This is a genomic window from uncultured Streptococcus sp. (genome assembly GCF_963456385.1).
In the GTDB taxonomy this organism is placed as follows: domain Bacteria; phylum Bacillota; class Bacilli; order Lactobacillales; family Streptococcaceae; genus Streptococcus.
On record NZ_CAUOLF010000007.1, the window covers coordinates 14071 to 33965 of the forward strand.

Annotated in this window: 14 protein-coding genes and 1 pseudogene; 5 read left to right on the forward strand and 10 right to left on the reverse strand. The window is 41.9% G+C overall.

Annotated elements, in window-relative coordinates:
* Window positions 1-72: 72 nt before the first annotated feature.
* The 9 genes from RP262_RS03930 to hisS all read right to left on the reverse strand — a co-directional run bounded on the left by RP262_RS03930 (window position 73) and on the right by hisS (window position 14789).
* Window positions 73-2694 (reverse strand): SA1320 family protein, encoded by a 2622-nt coding sequence (locus tag RP262_RS03930; RefSeq protein WP_311154381.1) that lies wholly within the window; start codon window positions 2692-2694, stop codon window positions 73-75.
* Between the two features lie 12 nt (window positions 2695-2706).
* Window positions 2707-3375, reverse strand: a complete 669-nt coding sequence (locus tag RP262_RS03935) for a hypothetical protein (protein ID WP_311154382.1) — start codon at window positions 3373-3375, stop codon at window positions 2707-2709.
* A 65-nt stretch (window positions 3376-3440) separates the two neighbouring features.
* Window positions 3441-7850, reverse strand: a complete 4410-nt coding sequence (gene essC / locus RP262_RS03940) for a type VII secretion protein EssC (protein WP_311154383.1) — start codon at window positions 7848-7850, stop codon at window positions 3441-3443.
* Between the two features lie 2 nt (window positions 7851-7852).
* Window positions 7853-9112 (reverse strand): type VII secretion protein EssB, encoded by a 1260-nt coding sequence (essB, locus tag RP262_RS03945; protein ID WP_072074831.1) that lies wholly within the window; start codon window positions 9110-9112, stop codon window positions 7853-7855.
* Window position 9113: 1 nt separating this feature from the next.
* Window positions 9114-9353, reverse strand: a complete 240-nt coding sequence (locus RP262_RS03950) for an EsaB/YukD family protein (RefSeq protein ID WP_002894139.1) — start codon at window positions 9351-9353, stop codon at window positions 9114-9116.
* 1 nt (window position 9354) lies between these two features.
* Window positions 9355-9813, reverse strand: coding sequence for a type VII secretion protein EssA (gene essA, locus RP262_RS03955; protein WP_311154384.1), 459 nt, complete (start codon window positions 9811-9813; stop codon window positions 9355-9357).
* 6 nt (window positions 9814-9819) lie between these two features.
* On the reverse strand, window positions 9820-12819 hold the full coding sequence (gene esaA / locus RP262_RS03960) for a type VII secretion protein EsaA (protein ID WP_311154385.1): 3000 nt from the start codon (window positions 12817-12819) through the stop codon (window positions 9820-9822).
* A 234-nt stretch (window positions 12820-13053) separates the two neighbouring features.
* Complete coding sequence (locus tag RP262_RS03965; RefSeq protein WP_009659211.1) at window positions 13054-13341, reverse strand: WXG100 family type VII secretion target; 288 nt, start codon at window positions 13339-13341, stop codon at window positions 13054-13056.
* Between the two features lie 167 nt (window positions 13342-13508).
* Window positions 13509-14789: a histidine--tRNA ligase gene (gene hisS, locus RP262_RS03970; protein WP_311154386.1), complete on the reverse strand. Its 1281-nt coding sequence runs from the start codon at window positions 14787-14789 to the stop codon at window positions 13509-13511.
* Between the two features lie 181 nt (window positions 14790-14970).
* Here hisS and RP262_RS03975 point away from each other — a divergent pair, with 181 nt between their 5' ends.
* Window positions 14971-15312 carry a metal-sulfur cluster assembly factor gene (locus RP262_RS03975; RefSeq protein WP_002899327.1) on the forward strand — a complete coding sequence of 114 codons (342 nt, stop codon included), beginning with the start codon at window positions 14971-14973 and terminating at the stop codon, window positions 15310-15312.
* 76 nt (window positions 15313-15388) lie between these two features.
* Here the strand turns inward: RP262_RS03975 and ilvD are convergent, their stop codons facing one another.
* Complete coding sequence (ilvD, locus tag RP262_RS03980) at window positions 15389-17110, reverse strand: dihydroxy-acid dehydratase (RefSeq protein WP_399553053.1); 1722 nt, start codon at window positions 17108-17110, stop codon at window positions 15389-15391.
* 251 nt (window positions 17111-17361) lie between these two features.
* On the opposite strand from ilvD, the gene rpmF reads away from it, so the two are divergent.
* From rpmF to RP262_RS04000, 4 genes and pseudogenes are all read left to right on the forward strand, one after another.
* On the forward strand, window positions 17362-17544 hold the full coding sequence (gene rpmF / locus RP262_RS03985; RefSeq protein WP_000290416.1) for a 50S ribosomal protein L32: 183 nt from the start codon (window positions 17362-17364) through the stop codon (window positions 17542-17544).
* A gap of 15 nt (window positions 17545-17559) precedes the next feature.
* Window positions 17560-17709 (forward strand): 50S ribosomal protein L33, encoded by a 150-nt coding sequence (rpmG, locus tag RP262_RS03990; protein ID WP_001265622.1) that lies wholly within the window; start codon window positions 17560-17562, stop codon window positions 17707-17709.
* Window positions 17710-17996: 287 nt separating this feature from the next.
* Window positions 17997-18504, forward strand: a pseudogene (locus RP262_RS03995) (ATP-grasp domain-containing protein); the annotation flags it as partial.
* Between the two features lie 2 nt (window positions 18505-18506).
* On the forward strand, window positions 18507-19751 hold the full coding sequence (locus RP262_RS04000) for a hypothetical protein (protein WP_311154388.1): 1245 nt from the start codon (window positions 18507-18509) through the stop codon (window positions 19749-19751).
* Window positions 19752-19895: the final 144 nt, after the last annotated feature.

The window sequence follows — 19895 nt, forward strand, 5'->3', positions numbered from 1 at the left end:
TTGTTTTGCTAGGTATTTTTAGAAATGTCCTATAGCTATTTCATCTTAGACTCATCATTCTAAAATTTGTTTTTAGCCATCTCCAAAACAATCATCAATTACTTGACTAACATTTCCCATAAGGCTTGTCATATCTCCAACTTTATATCCCAAAGCTTGTGCAGCAGTACCTGAAGCGAGACTGTCTAAATCACTCTTGAAATTTGTAAACCGAATTTGCAATGATTTAATAACTGCCCCAATTGCTTTTTGAGCACGAACAATGCCTTGTAAACTTGCTGCTCCATAAAATGCATCTTCCATCCCATTTCTAAATGCCGGTTTGAATCCACCTAACATAGATACAACTAGATTAATCGTTGTAGCCGCTGTGGTCAAGTCTATATCCACAGAATCAATATCTGTAATAGCAGTTCGAATTGTTGCAGATACAGAAATTAGAGGTTCTACTGTACCATATAATTTTTTCTTTTCCTTTTTATCAATTTTTAGCTTATAGTAAATCTCAGTAGGAAACTCATTGACGATTGTTTGGAGATCGTATTTAGTAGTGGTCATAACTTTATTAGTCTGTTCAATGGCAGCTTTTACACTGTCTAGATAACTACTAAACGATGAAGACATTTGATTAGCTAAATCCTCAGATCTAACATCTATTTGATCATCAAAAGCGCTAATAACATCACGATCATCAAATATACCGCTTTCCTCTAAGTAGGAATTATAATCCTGTGAAACACTTGTATTAACATCTGGCACTGAACTAAAATCTAGACTATCAATATTTCTAGCTAATCCCCTATCCGTTTCTTCTAAAGCAGTTTTAATAATCTCAGCTACTGAAATTGTATATGAGATACAAGAAATTATTGTTTGGATATTTTGTTCCAATACTCTTAGAATTTCATTAACAGCTTGTGGAATTCCATCTCCAAAATGTGAACGATTATCTAAACCTGTCGTACTTTTCTCAATCATCCCCTCAAATGAATTCACTAGCTCTGCACCCTTGGTCCCAAAGCGAGTATACATACCTGCTTGAGGCCATAATTTACCATCAGATTTCCCTCCTGATGCCAATTTATGCAGATTGATATCCATTACGACACTCTCAGTATTTGACTTCATGCTGTTTAACTTTGAAGTAATTTTCCCATGATCAAAGTCATTACCAGCACTATCCAAATAGTCATAAAGTCCACTTATACCAAGCCAGTCAAATTTTCTAGAAAACTCTTGCGGATCATAAGCGTTGAGTGTATCAAAAGTTCCTGTAATACCATCATAATTACTATAAGCTTTATCTATTTTTTGGACAGCGTCAATCAAACTTATTGATTTCAAATGCTGGAAAACCGCATCCTTGAGGTTATTTTTACGATTCGATAACCCATTCATAACCTCTTCGTTTGCTTGAATTGCTCGTTTAGCAACATCGGCTAAATCCTCCGCATGCCCTAAACTAGCTCTCAAATTTGTAATCAAAATAGTCATGGATGTTGTATCTAAGCGAATTTCTTTTGAGCCACCATACTTTGGAAATAGATCTTTAGTTGTAGAATTCTCAGGCGTTACTGCAAAATCAAAAATCCCATCTCCCTCAATATCAACACCAAATAACTGCTCTACGACAATTTGCTTTGTATATTGCAAAGCCTCTGCGCTCTTCCTGTATTCAGTCATATTGTGATGAATCGGCAAGTCAACAGCAATTACAGAACCAGGATATTTCGTTTCCATAGTTATCCCTAAAATACTCAACAAAGCAGGAGTATTTTTATCTAATAGCCATTCAGAAATTTCACCATCAAGTGTCTGCCCTTTAAACGAAATTTCTTTTCCGCTTTGTGCCCAAGCAACATTAGTTAGTGCGTCACGAGTTGTAGAAAAAGTAACAGAGTGACCTTTGTAATTCTTTCTTAACTCTTCAACTCGCTTAGCCTCTTCTTCAGCTGCTTTCAGTGTTTCAGGAGAAGTTTCTTTCAAATGAGAAAAGTAATCCCAATACTGTTTAAGAGCATCATCGTCTGGAAGTTTAATTAGTCTTACTCGTGAAGCATCAAATAGTCTACCACTGTAGTCCCCGCTAAATGTTTTTAAATTTTGTTTAAATTCCTCAAAATTCTTGCTACTATGAATAATTTTAAATAATGTAGAATTTCCATTCGCAATCATCTGTTGGGCTGTTGGGCCGTTTACTGACTGGGGGGCCCCTTGAAAGCCATAATTATAAAGTACTTGTCTCTCTAATGCAACTCTCCCACTCTGAAACTCCCCATAGGAATGTCCTGTTGTTGTTGTGATATAGTATCCTTTTGCTTCTACCCTATCGTAGAAATCAACAGCAGGCTGACTCTTTTCCTTCAGATACAAGGAGTCATTTAATCCTATAGCTACATCCACAATAATATCCTTATGGCCATCAGCTTCATAGTCTGTTCCCGCATAGGAAATATAGGTTTCCTCGGTTAGCTTGTCTTTAACAGCAATAGCAGCAACACCTGACTTCTCGTCGTACATGGAGTCGACGATGTCATAACTATCGATATCTATACCAGCATCAGATAATACACCTACTGCCATTTTTTCTGGGCTGTCACCACCAGCAGTATATTCTCTCTCGTATTCATATACAGCATCAGATAGGACTGCCGACATTTCAACTCGACGATTACTTTTTTCAATTCCATTCATTGATTATCCTCCCTATTGTTTAAATATCATTAAATCTATTTGAACAGCCTTATCTTTCGATTTCATTTGGATTGAAATCCCATAGATTGTTCCACTTGAGTGTTTTAATCTTATTCGACAGGTAGTATCCTCTGGCATATCATACTTGTTTTTGAGATGTTTAAAGAGTTCAGAATGATTTTCTGGCTTGTAGATAATATCACGAAGCTCTGTTTCTGCACTCTTAAAAGTCTCTTTCACATCCAAGGAAGCGAAATGATCTCTTTGAACAACTAAGTTAAGAATCTCTTCATCAAATAAAGGAGTTATCTCTGAGCTGTAAGTTAGTTTGCCGTTAGAATAAGTAACAGGAACACTCTCTTTATTATCCCCTATCTTTATTATATAGTCACCTTTAACGTCGGATTGGGTAGTATCTAATCTAATCTCATAATCTTTCACTTCGTCTCCGTCTTTAATATAAACACTACTTGTATAAAGTTTTAATCCAGTAAAATCCTTTTTCTCTTGTTCTAAAAACTTAAACATTGGTTCAAAAGTGCCTTCAAAATCATACTGTTCTCTTGTTCTGTTTTTTGGAACGGTGTAATCATCCAGTCTACAACCGTTCATTGATGCTATTGTCATAAGTACTATTCCTCCTAAGATAATGTATAATATATATTTTGTCTTTTTTTTCATGTTGCCTCATTTCTATCGTATTCAAATTTAAATTCGACAGTTACTAAAGATATAGAAGTAAATTGTTAACGCATCAACACTTTAATCTTATTAAAGTCATTCTCTTGAACGAAGTAATGAGCCTGCATACCTAAAAAAGGTTCTCTTAAAGGTTTTTTAGCAACTGGCACAATCGTTTGATCATTAAGCCTCATACTAACCAAAGCTTGTTTGAAGCTTTTTGCAAGTCGCAAAGGCGGCTCAATATTCCGAGAGATGCTTTGATTTGTCATGACAACCGAAGCATAGCCAGCATATAAACCTTGTTTAAAGATAAACTCAAGTATCTTTTGTGCCATAGGTGTTAAATTCCCAATTATTTCTGTTACATTATAAAGAATAATTGTTGTTGTGTGATCCTTTAATTCCTGTTGTATGCGTTTCTGAATCTCTATTTCAAGAACTTCCAAGCAATTTTCTATATCTTGTATATCATTCTCATAAATGACTTCCTTGCCATATACTTCTAGATTTAGTGTAGAATATCGTGGCGCAAGCACAATTACCTTCTGCTTGCCTCGTGTAATATGTCGAGTCAAAGTACTCATCTGCTCTTCCTTGTCTGTTAAGTAGAGAAGATTACCCTTAGATAGATTCCAAGTAATTGGTTCAACTGTCTCCATATCCAGTCCTAACGGTACTAAGCCTTGCTCATAAGCAGCTTGGACACTAGCCCGGCTATAGAAGTCTGCCTCCGTCAACTCCTCTGGTACCATCGGAATGGCACTTGGGCGTTGTCCGGTCCAAGCTTCTTGGAGAGAAGCGACTTCTTGACGCAAGTTGTTGAGGACTTGTGCATCATTGGCACCCGCTACTGGCAAAGCCAGCTGGATAACATCGACTTCGTCACGCTTCATAAGCGCCCGGCCCTTGATGTCTTCCATGGTTTTCGCAAGAGGGGTAGAACCCACGATCGAGCGGACTTCTCCTACATCATTCTGCGGCAGACTCAGCTGGTGCTTGAAGTTGGCATAGAACTGCGCCCGAAGGTTAGACTGACGCCCCGCTGTCACCAGGAGGTGAACACCGATGCTGAGACCTTCACGGGAGATTCGCACTAAAAGTTTGAAGAGCTCCGCTTCATAAGCTTCTTCCCTCATAGATTCATAGCTATCAAGTAAGATGACAATAGCCGGTTCTTGCTGACCACTAGCCTGACGATAGAGCTCCAAGGTCCCAACACCGTAGTCAGACAAGAGCTTCTTACGCCGATTGAGCTCCCGCTCCATGATGCGGACAAACTTGGCAATCTTCTCCGTCTGATCCAAAAGCAGGGTATCGGCCACCTGCGGTAATTGGCCCAGCGGTGCCAGACCATTGGTCCCGAAGTCCATCAGGTAGAGCGTGATATCTTTGGGACTGAACTTGCGAGCCAAGTCCATAGCCGCACTCTGCAGGAAGGTTGTCTTCCCCGTACCAGGACTTCCGTAGAGCAGGATATGCCCATCCTTGGACAGATTGACAGAGACCGGCTCTTGCTTCTGTGCCTGCGGAATATCCGCCATTCCGAGAAGAACAGAGACCGGCTTCTTCTGCTCCCAGGCTTCCTGAGGCTGGATAGGTTCCAGCTCTTGCAGGGTCATCCGCTCATTAAGTGGCGGCAGCCATGGCTGTGGTACCGGTGGGATTTGCTGGCTCTCTGTCAGTAGTTGGATCTGACTGACAATAGCCTCCAGCTCTGTCGGTACTTCCTTGATATCTTCTGCTAGGTCGAGACCTGACAGGTCTTGATTGAGCACTTCGTATTGACCTAGGTCGTTGATCAGGTAGATGGTATGGTCTTCAATTCCCATCTCATCCTTATCTGGCTGGTAGTCTGCCCCTGACCAGGCTGACTGGAAGAGTTCATAGACTTCATTATTGCCGACTTGCAGATAGGCCCGGCCAGTCTGGGTAATCTCCGCTGCATCTGGCGTCTTAAGCATTTCCATCGAGTCCGTCCGGTCTGCCACCTTGAGCGCTAGCTTAAAGCGGGAGTTGGACCAGATCTGGTCATCCACCACCCCGGACGGCTTCTGGGTAGCTAGGATCAAGTGGACCCCGAGGGAACGCCCGACCCGAGCGATGGAAACCAGCTCCTTGATAAAGTCAGGCTGGTTGACCTTGAGCTCCGCAAACTCATCCGAGATGAGGAAGAGATGGGGCAGGGGTTCAGTTGCTTCCCCATTCTTAAATTTCTTTTGATATTGGTTGATATGATTGACTTCAAACTCCCTGAAGAGACGCTCCCGACGGTGAATCTCCGCATTGATGGAAGCCAGCGCCCGCATGGATTGGGCACCGTCCAAGTTGGTGATGGTCCCCAAGAGATGAGGCAGGTTCTTGAAGAGGTTGGCCATTCCCCCACCCTTGTAGTCGATGAGCAGGAAGGCCACATCGTGCGGGTGGAAGTTGACGGCCAGACTCAGGATATAGGATTGGATGGTCTCTGACTTACCTGATCCGGTTGTCCCGGCAATCAGCCCGTGCGGTCCGTGAGCCTTTTCATGCAGGTTGAGGTAGACCAGATCTTCTTTCCCCCGCAGGCCGATAGGCACCGCCAAACTCTTATACGGTGCATTCTGTTGCCACTTTTGCAAGACTTGCAGATCCGAGAAGGTCTCTGCCCCATACATCTCCATAAAGGTGACCGTATCAGGGATTGAGCTTTTGAGATTCTGCAAGTGATTGAGCGGCGCCAAAGTCCGAGCAATTCGCTCCTTGTCATAGCCTTCTGGGAAATGATCCAAGCGGAAGTCAATCTCTCTGAGGATTCCCTCTTCCATGACCAGCTGACCAGTGTTGCGGTCCTTGATATTGACAACCGTCTTGATATTCTCAGACAGCGAGCTCATCACATCCTGCACGAAGATGAGTGAGCAGCCCAGGTCAGTCGGATCCTCTGTGAAGAACTCCATGATGATATGGTCGAGAATCAGCTTTTCATCTGTGACCAATACCACATAGTGAGGACTGTAGAGTGTCGTCTCCTGCCGGGTCGCTTCTTCCTTCTGTGCCTTGCGCAGTTTCAGGATTTGGTTCAGACTGTTTAGGACCTGATCGTGCGTCCGTTGGTTATAGACAAAGCCACGGACGTTCAGCTCTTGCAGAGTCGCATGCGGCAGCCAGCGCAGCCAATCCCACTGGTCGCGCTCCTCCTCTGGCATGATGGTAATCACCTGCACATCGTGGTAGGAGTGAAAGACCGCTAACTGCATAACCAAGAGCTGGAGCTGTTCCAGGACTAGATTGCGCGGACCGATATAGCCGACCGGCCCATGGCTGAGATTAGCCACGATAGGAAGATCAGGAATTTTCTTATGCCGAGTGTAGAGAGCATAGCCCTCCTCTTCCAACGCATCTTTCTTTCCGCTCCGCTCCTCTTGACCGTAGGTCAGCTTATAGGAGGTTGGCACTTGGCCAAGCCCCAAGCGGTAGTAGAGAAAGTCAAAGTGGAGCGGTGTCTTCTCGTAGATGCGGTGACTGTAGTCTGTCACCAGACCCGTTAATTCGTTAATGTTTGGGAAATGGTAAAGCATGCCATCACGCTGCTCACGCTCCAGCTTATTCAGCTCAATAGCCTTGTCTTTCAGATAGAGGTGATAAAGATCGATGCGCTCTTTCTTGTCTTCCTTGAACTTCTTGCGGTTTTTGAAGAAACCGCGAACCGAAAAGATTGCACTGGCGATTGACATAGTAACTGTAACGAGGATATAAATTCCCCGCGGCTGAACCAGTGTAATCAGTACCGTCACCCCAACCATGAGAAGTGGCGGCACAATCAGTCTCAAGAGCTCATCATTAGGCTTTTGAGGTTCCTTGCTTGGCGGAGCAATCTGAATCTTGTCCTCTGAGCTCCGATAGATAATCCGCGGCGAGCGGTGATAGTCTGGATAGTCTGGATAAAAACCATGGCGAGAAGCCCCCCGCAAGGTCAGACTAGAGCTGACCGTAGCCGGACCTGTCACCCAGATTTCTTCTGGATAGACCTTGAGACAAATACCTTCCAAGCTTAGCTCGTCGCCGGCTTCCAGCTGAATTTGGTCTCCCGTCCACTCAACGTGATTGAGGTAAACTTGACCTCGCATCTTAGTCAAAAGCCAAGAATCATTCGTTCGCTTCAAGAGCAACTCCAAAGGCGCTTCCAGACTGATAGCTGACCCCTTCTGGTCGCTGATGAATAACTCTTTTCTGTCCAGTAGGTCATAAACAGCCGGTTCTGAATCAGATTGATACAAGGTCAGATTACCCAAGGTCAGGCCGTCAGTTACGACACCCGTTTCTTCCCCCATCTGATAAAAAACTTGCCCCTTAGCTAGCTGAAGCTGGATAGGAGTCTCCTGATGAGGCAGGTAAAGCTGAGCCTTCTCACTCGCTGCTAGGAGAACTTTCTTGTCCTCTGTCAGCTGCAGCTCATAGCGCAGATGGTCTGTATAGATGATGATTGTCTTGCTCATACTTACTCCTTCGCGCTACTGCTAGACGACGCTTCACTGCTGGAGGAAGAGCTTGCTCCTGAAGAACCTTCCTCGCCAGAAGCGCTTGAGCTAGAATCACCAGTTAGAAGCTCCTTGCGGCTATCCCAGTATTTCTTATACTCGCCTTCCAAGGACTCAAGCTTAGTCTCCCGGTCCTTACCAGACAGACTATCGTCCTCACGCACCTTTTTCATCTCCTGAGTCAAGGCATAGATGATCAGATCTGAGTCATTAATCCGTTTGGCTGTATCCAAAGCATCTTCAAAATCATTACGTCCAACTTGAATCCAGTAATTGAGATACAAATCATCTGATTTTAGTGTGACATTGTTCAGGATGACCTTACGCTGATCATCGGAAAATTCCAGCCCCTGGATATAAGAATAGGCTAGTTCATATTTTTGTGTATTCGGCAGACTCTTAGGAGAGATTCCTTCCAGCTCATCGATGACCTTACTGTAGTCCACTTTGATGAAGGCAGTATCCGCCTGTAACAGCTTTTCCTTGAAAGGATTTTGTATGAAAATCAAATAAATCAAAGGAATGGTCAAAATCACAACAGCTGCTGTCAGCCAGATGGTCGCCAGTTTGAAAATCTTATGCTGGCGCTTGGAGACCAGTGTCTGCTTCTCTGCTTCTTCTGCAGCCTTTTCCTGATAGGATTTCTCCAAAACAGCAACCGCATCTTCCAGGCTGTCAGCCTCACGCAGCTCCACGAGGAAATCTGGCAGAGTTTCTAGCTCCAACGAGCCCTTGTAAAGCTCCATAAAGTCCAAATCTGCAAAGAGCGTCACCGCAAAGCACTTAGCCTGACGCAAGAAGTCCTCCCGAGAAATAGACTGAGGTGTCATAATACCTGGAACTCCGCGGTAGGCAATCTTAGCCTGTGCATCTTTGGTAATAAAGAGATTGCTAGGATGCAACAAAAAAGTCACCGGCAATTCCAGCGCCGCTTCCAAAGCAAAAACATTGAGAGCCAGACGAATCCGCTCAGAAATCGTGCGCTTTTCAATCTCTTCCTTGGACAGCCCCAAAGGCTCAATCTGATAGGTGAAATAAACACTATCATGGTCGGCCTTAGTCTCCTGCTCCAAGAAAAGTGGATGATGCAGGTCCAAAAGCAAGAGCTCCCGCAAATCCTGCGTTGCCACATCCGAACGCTTCAGTGTTAGGCTCCAATTCTTATCATTTTTTTCATAGATAAACTCTTGTTCAGCAAATACAAATTTTTCCTCAGTCACCTTAAATCTCCTCAATCTCTACTAAATCTCCTGTTGTGACTGGATAATCAGCCAAAACCTTGCCCTCATCCAGTATCAGCCCCTTGTTAATAATCCGCAGCTGATACTTATGACGCTTTCCTTCGATATTGAAAATTTGATCAATCTCCCGAATGAAACGACGGACCTCAATCCGCTTAGGAATACGAATATCCACGTCCTTATCCCGCAAACGGAGGGTGATATTGATATGTCCTTCCATGTTATACTTCTCCCTTACTGATACGATAGCTGACAAAGACAGTCATACTGACCAAGAGTACGGCTGCTACAAAGTAGACTACTCCTGGCAGAAAATCATCCCAGCTGCTTTCATCATCACTTTTCAAACTCGTCTGCAACTTGGACAATTTTTCCGTTCCCGGCTGAAAAAGCTCCTTGGAATGGTAAATATCCGTTGGCCCCTGTATAGCAGAAAACAGTTGTCCCGCTTCTGTGGCCAACTGTTTATTTTGATACTGCTTCATTTCCTGAATTTTTTCCTGATTCTCAGCAACGAAAAGAGACTTGGTGCCTTCCGATTGTGCACCAAAGTTCAGTTCTTGCTCTTTTTCAATCCGCGAATTATCTATCTGCAGACGATTATCCTTCAGCTCATCTGCGGCGACAGCCGTCACCGCAAACGAACTTAGGACTAGGAATAAAAACAGAATTTTTTTCATACTCTTTTAAACTTCCTCAGTTTTTAATGTTCTAGTCTTGATAAAGATATTAGCTGCAACCAGCAGAGCCAGTAGGACAATCAGACCAAAGATGGCAAAGAAACCAGCGGTCTTGCCGTCAAAGTAACCTGACAGCATGCCTTCTAGCACTGACAAGGCATTCAAGCTCTTGATAAAGGCTGGGAAGCCTGTCAAACTAGCTGTCGTACCAATAGCATTAGACAGGTAGACAAAGCTAATAATCATGAAGAATGCTAAGCCCATACCCATCACGCGCAAGTGCTTGAGAATCAAATACTGCCCCTGAATCAAGACAAAGCTAGCAACCACAATCAACAAGACCCAAGACGGAACATATTCCTTGCCGATGTGAAGCTGCATGCTAGAGACAATCCCAATAACCAGACCAATCGTCAGAGACAGGAAGCCTAGAATGCCCACAGTCGTAATATCTGTATCTTGTAGTTTATTAAGCTTAAAGCGGTCTTTAACTTTGCGCACAATATTTTGCGTTGCAAAGAGATAGGCCGTAAAGAGACTGACAATCTCCAACAAGAGGATCCAAGTAAACGGACGGTAAACATTGACAGTCGCTTTGACAGATGAAGAAGACTGAGCAACTGGATTAGACAGGAAGTCCAGCAATACTTCATTAGGAACACCATTCTCATAGGCATTATTCAGAACCTTGACAAAGGACTCCACAAAGTTGCCATTATCTTCCAATTCCTTATTGAATTGCCCCATCAAGCTCTCAGCATTCGCAGACAGTTTCTCTGTTGTTCCTTGTGCATTTTCCAGCTCACGATTGAAGCTGCTGAAAATCTGGTTGACACTATCAGCTGCTTGCACATTGGTCTGTGAAGAAGACTTAACGCCAGAAGTCGAAGACAGCAAGGATGAGAATTCTGAATTCAGAGATGACAAATCAGCATCCGTCTTATTCAGTGCATCAGTAGAGGATTCTCGTGAAGTCCTCATGCTTTCCACCTTCTCTGTCAATTGAACATACAAAGCCATCTGCTCCCTCATGCTGTCTGTCAGGGCCTTATTGCTATCTTCAATCTGTTGAAGATTAGCTGTTAAGTCTGGTCCCAATTTGTTCAGCTCACTCAGAGCATTATCCAATCTCTCTTTAATGCTTCCATTTTCTTCAGTTTTTTTCTGATTATCTTGATTTTGATTCTTATTATCTTGATTATTAGCTTTTTCAATACTGTCCTGATAACCCTTAAGGTTGCTTTGAACAGCATCAAACATCAGATTAGACAAAGCCTTGGAAACATCTTCATTTTTGAGTTTGACAAAAGCAGAATAGACATCCATCAGATTTTTAGCATTTTGGTAAGCAGAAGAAAGTTCTTGGACTTTAGCACCGTATAAAGCGGCAGCTTTTTGAGCTTCCTTTACATTCACAGGTGCGCTAGCAATCGCGACGCCATTCAAAGAAATATCGATTTGGGTATCGAATGGATTGGCTACAGCATCACTAGCCACACTGTATTGAACAGAAAAACTACCATTTGCATCTAAGTCAATCGCCTCACCAACTGTTACTGGTTTCCCATTGTAAGTAATAGAGTTAACTGTTACCCCAGCCGGTGAATGAACAGAAACAGTAGCTTTGCTGCCGGCTTGGCCACTGACCTGATCGGTAGTAGAACTGGCTGCTTGATTTGCCGCAACTGCTAGTGCTCCCAATTCATCAGCTCCATTTCCTTTTGCTCCTCCAAACTGCTGAGCCGCTTCATAATCAAAACCATTCATCGAGACAGAAAGTTCGAATTCCTTTTCAGCAGGATAGTTTTTTGGTACAGTCGCCAATGCTGCGATTATTTGGTTTCTCAGAATCTCTTCATAGCTATTGAGGGCAGTCGAACCATCCCTTCCGAGCAATGTTTCCAAAGTAATTGATGTATTTTCATCGACACCATAGTAGGATGCTAATTTTGTCTTAACAAATCCTTCAATGTTTTCTTTAGTTGTATGCTCATCCAATTTAGCACGTTCAGCCTTCAAACTATTTGTTAAAGCTGTTATTTGATCATTAACATCTCCAGTTAGCTGTGCATAAGACTTATCTGCACTTTCGGAAGAACTCAACTGCTTTTCCAATTCTTTAAGTGTCGTCTCCATTTTAGCATAAAGCTCTTGAGTATTATTATGGACAACTTTTTCGTCCATTTCCATCAGTTGCTTCATAAATGCGGCATAGTTAACTTGGTCATCCGCTCGCTGTTTGAGAAGACTATCAAAATTCTTTCCATAAGTGGCCTGAGAGTTATCCAAGTCATCAAAAGCCTTAGCATAAGTTTCCAGAGTCGTCTTCAGAGAGTTATTGGCTTCGACAGATGAAGCGGACATACTGACTAGCGTTGGGAAGATATTCTTAGATCCAATGGCAGACTCCAACAAGTTGGTTCGATAATTGCCAATATTGGTAATTTGCACCTCTGAACTAGCCTGCACATTTTGCTGGGCTGTATAAAGATTGCTCAGGATGCTAGCCATATACATATCAACCAACTGGCTATTCAAATCCGCGATAATATCCTTAGCTAGATTATTAGCTTCATTTTCAATCTGCTGATTTCCAGCAGCATTGACCTTATAAGTGACGATTGTCCGATCTGCACTGATAGCATTAACATCTAGCACCTTCTCTGAAAAGTCACTTGGAATCGTTACGACCAGTTGATATTTGCCATTTTCGAGACCAGTATCCGCAGCTCCACGCGTCACAATATACCAGTTTTGAGAGTCATCTCGTTCCAGATTCTTGACATAGCTAGCACCAAGATTGTACTCTTTCTTGTCAACCTTGACAGCCCGATCCTCATTAACAACCGCAACATTCAGTTTAGTCTTTTGGTCAGTGCGAATCTTGCTGTCCCTAGCAGTGCTTGTATTCTTTTGCACTGCGACATTCAGCGTCACTACTGCAGCCAGCAAGGCGATAACCAAAACAACGTTTCCTATATACTTAAGTAATTTTTTATTTCCCATGGATGTAAATTTCTTTTTCTTTTTAAATTTTTTAGTTTATTGTTACATAAAAAAGCACACAGAAAGACACAAACAGCTCTAACAGTCTAATTCAGATATTGATTCAGATTGTCAGAGCTTGCCTTTACATTGCAGCGATTTTCTTATCAAACATGAAAGAAACTGCCATTTTTTCATTTTTAATCTTTACAAAAATAGGAAGGCTCTTGCCTTCCTAAAGCCGTTATAACAAAATTAGTGAATTTGTGCAGCGATATCTTGGTCAGTTTGCTCAACGATGTCAGCAACTTTAATCAACTGAGCATTGATATCTTGGAGCAATTGTGCAAATTCTTTGATTTTTGGAGACAATTCGTTGAATTGTGCTTCAAAGCTATCAAATGCAGAACCATCCCAGTTATCAGCAATAATTGCTTGTTCATTAGTCAATGTAGTCAAAACTTGAGTTACATTTTCAGAACCTTCAGTGTATCTGTTTGCAGATTGACGAAGTTCTTCTGGAGTTAATTTAATTTGTGCCATAGTTGTTTCTCCTTTAGCAAATTTATATAACGGGTACATTATATCAATAATCACTTTATGTTTCAAGCTTTTAAAGATATTTTTTTAGAAAATATATTGACATGCTGTCAACCAAGTTCGCTAAAACGCCTGATACTATAGCATTTTCGGTTGTTAGACTCAAGCCTTTAAAACCCCAATTTCTCAAAAATAAGCTGATAGTTTTCTTGGATTTGGTCTAAGCTAACAGTAATCTCCTCACGATTATGATTGTTCTTAACAGTCACCTGACCACTTTCCACTTCGCTTTCACCCAAGGTGATAAGAGTTTTGGCTTTAAAGATATCTGAGGATTTGAACTGAGCCTTGAGCTTGCGGTCGAGATAATCCCTCTCCGTCGCAAAACCTTGTGCGCGGAGAGCTTGTACCAACTCCAAAGCTCTGCCATTGGCACCAGCTCCTAGAACAGCTACATACACATCCAGAGCGGTTTCAATCGGCAGCTCTACTCCTTGCTTGTCAAGTACAAGAAGCAGGCGTTCTAAGCCCATACCAAAGCCAACACCTGGCGTTTCAGGGCCACCAAAGTAAGCCACCAACCCATCATAACGGCCGCCAGCACAAATAGTCAGCTGACTGCCAGCCACCTCTGTCGTAAACTCGAAAATGGTGTGATTATAGTAGTCCAAGCCACGGACCATGTTGGTATTGATGACATAAGGAATCTGTAAGGTCTCTAGCATAGAACGAACAGCCGCAAAGTAGGTACTGCTCTCCTCATCCAGATAGTCCAGAATAGACGGTGCACCTTCTACTGCCGCCTTGTCTTCGGGTTCCTTAGAATCCAGCACGCGCAGCGGATTCTCCTCCAAGCGACGTTGGCTATCTGCTGAGAGACTAGCCTTCAGTGGAGTCAGATAATCAATCAAGGCCTGACGGTAAGCAGCTCTGCTCTCAGGATTCCCTAGCGAGTTAAGCTCCAAGCTGACATTGGTGATGCCAATATCCTTGAAAAATTGAGCCGCCATGGCAATCATTTCTACATCTGTAGCAGGATTACTGGATCCAAAACACTCTGCTCCAATCTGGTGAAACTCGCGCAGACGGCCAGCCTGAGGCCGCTCATAGCGAAACATAGAGCCCATATAATAGACTTTAACAGGCTTTTGAACTTCAGGAGCAAAAAGTTTATTCTCCACATAAGAACGCACCACAGGCGCTGTCCCCTCTGGACGCAGTGTGATATGGCGGTCGCCCTTATCATAAAAGTCATACATTTCCTTAGTCACAATGTCTGTTGTATCCCCGACCGAGCGGCTAATGACTTCATAGTGCTCAAAAATTGGCGTACGGATTTCGCCGTAATTGTATTTTTTAAATATCTTGCGGGCAAAGTCTTCTACATACTGCCACTTGGCTGATTCTTGAGGAAGAATGTCCTGAGTTCCTTTAGGTTTTTGTAATTTCATCTTCTGACCTCCGCCTTCTTTAGTACTTATATTCTATCATAAGTCCGCCATTTTGAGGAGCCCGAAAGGGATTTTTCATTTGGAAGAACTAAATCCGTTTTCACATTCCAAAATAGCTTGAAAAAAAGTCTGAATTGTGAGAAAATAAAAACAATTCAACTCAGAATAGAAGGGGATAGCCATGAGAGACGATATCAAAATCAACGACCGAGCAGCTGCAATTCAGGATAAATTGGTGGAGAAGCTCGAGCGCATTTACGATCCGGATGTAGAGCTGGATGTCTATAACTTAGGGCTGATTTATGAAATTAACTTAGACGAAAACGGCCACTGCAAGGTTGTTATGACCTTTACCGATACAGCCTGTGACTGTGCTGAGAGTCTGCCCATCGCCATCATGGACTCTCTTAAGAAAATCGACGAGATTGAAAGTGCCTCTGTCGAGGTTACCTGGTCTCCTGCTTGGAAAATCACCCGTATCAGCCGCTTCGGCCGCATTGCCTTGGGGATCAGTCCCAGATAAGAAAGTGTTAAGTTCTTCTATATTAAAAATATCAAACCCGCTAGAAAAACTAGCGGGTTCTTTTGTCATATATAGGCTATTTCTTCCCTGTTTCTTCTGGTTTCCAGAAGTCGGTAACAGCACCTTTAGCAGCAGAGGATACCATATGGGCATATTTACCAAGTACACCGCGGCTATAAAGCGGTGGAATGGTTGTTTCTGCTTTTCGTTTTTCAAGTTCTTCTTCAGAAACTGCCATGGAAATTTCCTTGGTATCTTGGTCAACCGTGACCATATCGCCTGTACGAAGATAGGCAATTGGTCCACCATCCTGAGCTTCCGGAGCGATATGTCCGACAACGAGGCCGTAGGTACCACCTGAGAAGCGGCCGTCTGTCAAGAGTGCTACCTTGTCTCCTTGACCTTTCCCTACAATGATAGAAGAAAGTGACAGCATTTCTGGCATGCCAGGGCCACCTTTTGGACCAACATAGCGAACCACGACTACATCGCCATCGACTACTTCATCGGCCAGCACTGCATCAATAGCAGCTTCTTCTGAGTCAAAAACCTTAGCAGGTCCGACGTGACGACGAACTTTAACACCTGATACCTTGGCAACCGCGCCATCTGGTGCCAGATTCCCATGCAAGATAATCAATGGACCGTCCGCACGTTTTGGATTTTCAAGCGGCATAATGACCTTCTGACCTGGCGTCAAGTCAGCAAAGTCAGCCAAGTTTTCCGCCACAGTCTTACCTGTACAAGTGATTCGATCACCATGCAAGAAGCCGTTAGCCAAAAGATATTTCATAACGGCAGGCACACCACCGACATTGTATAGGTCTTGGAAGACATACTGGCCGGATGGTTTCAAATCCGCCAAATGCGGCACGCGCTCTTGAATGACATTGAAATCATCCAAGGTCAGCTCCACATTAGCCGCATGGGCAATGGCCAACAAGTGCAGAGTAGCATTGGTAGAGCCGCCCAGAGCCATGGTCACTGTGATCGCATCTTCGAAGGCTTCGCGAGTCAGAATGTCAGATGGCTTAAGCCCCATTTCCAGCATCCGGACAACTGCTCGACCAGCTTCCACGATATCATCCTTCTTATCTTGAGATTCTGCTGGGTGAGAAGAAGAGCCAGGCAAGCTCATCCCAAGGACTTCAATAGCTGTCGCCATAGTATTAGCCGTATACATACCGCCACAGCCACCAGGGCCAGGGCAGGCATTACACTCGATGCGGCGCACTTCCTCAGCAGTCAAATCGCCATGATTCCACTTCCCGATGCCTTCAAAGACGGAAACCAAGTCAATATCCTTGCCATCCAGATTTCCCGGTGCAATAGTTCCACCATAAGCAAAAATAGCTGGGATATCCATGTTCGCAATGGCAATCATAGAGCCAGGCATATTCTTATCACAGCCCCCGATAGCGACGAAGGCATCCACATTATGTCCGCCCATGGCAGCTTCGATGGAGTCTGCGATGATGTCGCGTGAAGTCAGAGAGAAGCGCATGCCCGGTGTCCCCATGGCAATCCCGTCTGCTACGGTAATCGTACCGAACTGAACAGGCCAAGCACCTTGTCCTTTTACTCCTTCCTTGGCTAGTTTACCAAAATCATGTAGGTGAATATTACAAGGCGTATTTTCAGCCCAAGTCGAAATCACTCCGACAATCGGAGTCTCAAAGTCCTTGTCTGTCATCCCTGTCGCACGAAGCATGGCACGGTTAGGAGATTTGACCATACTGTCATAAATCTTACTTCTGTGGCGTGTATCTAGCTTATCTGTCATGTCTTTCCCTTTCATTGTAGTCATCTTTGTGCTTTATTATACCACACTTATGCTCTGTTGGACAGAAGAAAATTTTTAAATTTTCAGAATATTAAAACAATGCTCCAAAAATAGGTGTAACTGCTAAAAAACTTTGCCATTGTCCAAAAGAAAATCAAAAATTTCTGTCAAGTAACTTTACTTTACAAAAAAGTTTTGTTATACTGTTAAAGTTGATGAAAATCATGAGATTGCATCGAATTACATTCTAAAAGGAGAAACAAACAATGGCAGTACCTGCACGTCGCACTTCAAAAGCGAAGAAAAACAAACGTCGTACACACTACAAAGTAACAGCTCCATCTGTAAATTTTGACGAAACTACTGGAGATTACTCACGTTCTCACCGTGTATCACTTAAAGGATACTACAAAGGACGTAAAATCGCTAAAGCTGCTGCAGCTGAATAATAGAAGGGAGATACCATGCGCGTAAATATTACACTTGAACACAAAGAATCTGGTGAACGCTTGTACCTTACTTCTAAAAACAAACGTAACACTCCAGACCGTCTTCAATTGAAGAAATACTCACCAAAACTTCGCAAACACGTTGTGTTTACAGAGGTAAAATAATTGAGACAAAGAAAGCCTATGAAATCAATATTTCAAAGGCTTTTTCTTTTTATTAAATGCGATATTGTATTGCAATCCAAACTCTACCTTTTTCTCACCTAGTTTAACTATGTTTTTTATCAATAGTATATAATATAAAAAAGGAGAAACAATCGTGAAAAAGAAAGCTAATATAGCTAAACATGATTACTATTTAAAAGGTAGTAAGGCTTACAATGAAGCACTAAGATGTTGCCTATTTTTCAAACAAAATAGTCGTCTAAGTCAGAAGGTATAAATTATAGCAATTAATCGTGTCTGGTAATAGTAAGGATGTGACGGTTTCCCATTTTCAGGAAAATATTCATTGCAACAATATTTGTTCAAAAACTAATGTACCTGCTAACATTTCAGAAAGTCTAGCTGAAAAAATCAAAGCTGTGACAGTAAGAATTGCAGGACAGCTTAACTTATCTAGAACCCTTTGCGTGGAAATGTTTGCGATAGTTGATGACATCATAGTCAACAAAATCGAGCTACTTAGACATAATTCAGGCCACTACTCATTTGAAGCCTGTGACTTTTCTCAGTTCGACACACATATCTTAAGTGTTCTCATAGCACCACTTCCAGCAATTCACCTTCATGTACCCAATGTATTTGGCCAACACGTAAAGGCTGTTGAAAATACGTGATAGATAATTCAAGCGCCCACTCCACTTATATGTTAAACTAGAAGAAAAGAACAACCGAAAGATGGGACGCGTGACTTTGTTTAATAACGAACCAGATAATGTGGTAGATTTTGGAGAGTAAAAATGGAAAATAAAAACTGGTACTATAAAAATTTTAACATGGTTTCTGAATTAGATATTTCAGGAGAGTTTATCTATCATGGTATATCTATTTTTAACAATATGAATATAATTGATTTGGAGATGCCTACAGAATTATTTTTAGCTTTATATAATATTTCTGTAGGTATTGAAAGATTACAAAAGATAATTTTAGTACTATGGGAATTTGAGGGAGCAGAACCTATTAAGGAGTACTCCGAAAGTATTAAGATTCATAATCATGTAACATTGAATGCAAGGATTGCAAAAGCAGTAGGAGGAAAGGATAATTTTAACAAGCAAGAACATCAATTTTTAGATCTTTTAGCGAACTTCTATTGTAATGCAAGATATGATAGATTTGCAGAGGTAGGAAATAATTGGGAATATAAGCTAATTCATAAATTTTTTGATGATAATCATGTTGAATATGGAGGTTCGACTCTTAACCCAAGTATTATTTCAATTAATGATAGCATAAGGAAATTGATTGGACGAGTAGTCTCCAAAATAGCAAAACATTATTATGAACTCGTTGAGAAAGGAAGCCAAAAATCAGGTACTTATTCATATGAGCTTAGAAATGATTCAAAGGCTCAGAAAATATTTTATCATACAGAAAATAAAAGAGGGTTAAGTGCTATAAAAATAGATGAGAGAATAGCTATAAGTGAAATTCTGGTTTATTTAAGAAATACATCAGATAAATCCTCGTATTTAAAATTTATTGAGGAAATAACTCCTCTTAACTTTGATAGAATGGAAATTAGTGGGTATTTATCTGTGTTTTTGTTGGAAAATAGAGTTCCTCAGTATTTAATTGATCAAATTGAAAATTTATATGATTTAGAAAATATTAATGTGCGTGAAAGAATAGAGCAATTGGAATTAATGGCAAAAGATAATATGCAAGTTTCATTTGATTTTCCGTATCAAAAAAAAATTTACACACTTCTACAAGATATAAAACAGAGGAAGGATATTAGTATAGAAACTACAAAACAGTTACAAGAAGCTAATTGTTATATCGATGATAGAATAATTCAAGAGAATATAGAATCTATTATTGATACTGCTAATAAATACCTGAATAATGAGATTTCAAGAGAATTTTTTATTAGTAGTTTCAATGATATCTATAGGAATTTGGAAAATGACGATGTAATAGATCTTTGGGAATATTTGTTATATGAAGAAGAGAATTATAATAAGGAGAATACAAAATAATCGAAATTTACTCTCGCCTTGAGGTGGCGAATATTTGGACTGAAGAAAAATAAATACCGTAATTGGCTTGATGTGGAAATCCATTCTTTTTTAAAAGTTTCGGAAATATCATTAAGAAATTGACTGTTTTCCCAGAAAACATGA

Bases quoted from the DNA above. Each gene is read 5' to 3' on its own strand.
- RP262_RS03965 (WP_009659211.1), bottom strand. From the start codon at position 13,341: ATGGCACAAATTAAATTAACTCCAGAAGAACTTCGTCAATCTGCAAAC.
- hisS (WP_311154386.1), bottom strand. From the start codon at position 14,789: ATGAAATTACAAAAACCTAAAGGAACTCAGGACATTCTTCCTCAAGAA.
- RP262_RS03930 (WP_311154381.1), bottom strand. From the start codon at position 2,694: ATGAATGGAATTGAAAAAAGTAATCGTCGAGTTGAAATGTCGGCAGTC.
- RP262_RS03935 (WP_311154382.1), bottom strand. From the start codon at position 3,375: ATGAAAAAAAAGACAAAATATATATTATACATTATCTTAGGAGGAATA.
- essC (WP_311154383.1), bottom strand. From the start codon at position 7,850: ATGAGCAAGACAATCATCATCTATACAGACCATCTGCGCTATGAGCTG.
- rpmG (WP_001265622.1), top strand. From the start codon at position 17,560: ATGCGCGTAAATATTACACTTGAACACAAAGAATCTGGTGAACGCTTG.
- ilvD (WP_399553053.1), bottom strand. From the start codon at position 17,110: ATGAAAGGGAAAGACATGACAGATAAGCTAGATACACGCCACAGAAGT.
- esaA (WP_311154385.1), bottom strand. From the start codon at position 12,819: ATGGGAAATAAAAAATTACTTAAGTATATAGGAAACGTTGTTTTGGTT.
- RP262_RS03975 (WP_002899327.1), top strand. From the start codon at position 14,971: ATGAGAGACGATATCAAAATCAACGACCGAGCAGCTGCAATTCAGGAT.
- RP262_RS03950 (WP_002894139.1), bottom strand. From the start codon at position 9,353: ATGGAAGGACATATCAATATCACCCTCCGTTTGCGGGATAAGGACGTG.
- rpmF (WP_000290416.1), top strand. From the start codon at position 17,362: ATGGCAGTACCTGCACGTCGCACTTCAAAAGCGAAGAAAAACAAACGT.
- essA (WP_311154384.1), bottom strand. From the start codon at position 9,813: ATGAAAAAAATTCTGTTTTTATTCCTAGTCCTAAGTTCGTTTGCGGTG.
- RP262_RS04000 (WP_311154388.1), top strand. From the start codon at position 18,507: ATGGAAAATAAAAACTGGTACTATAAAAATTTTAACATGGTTTCTGAA.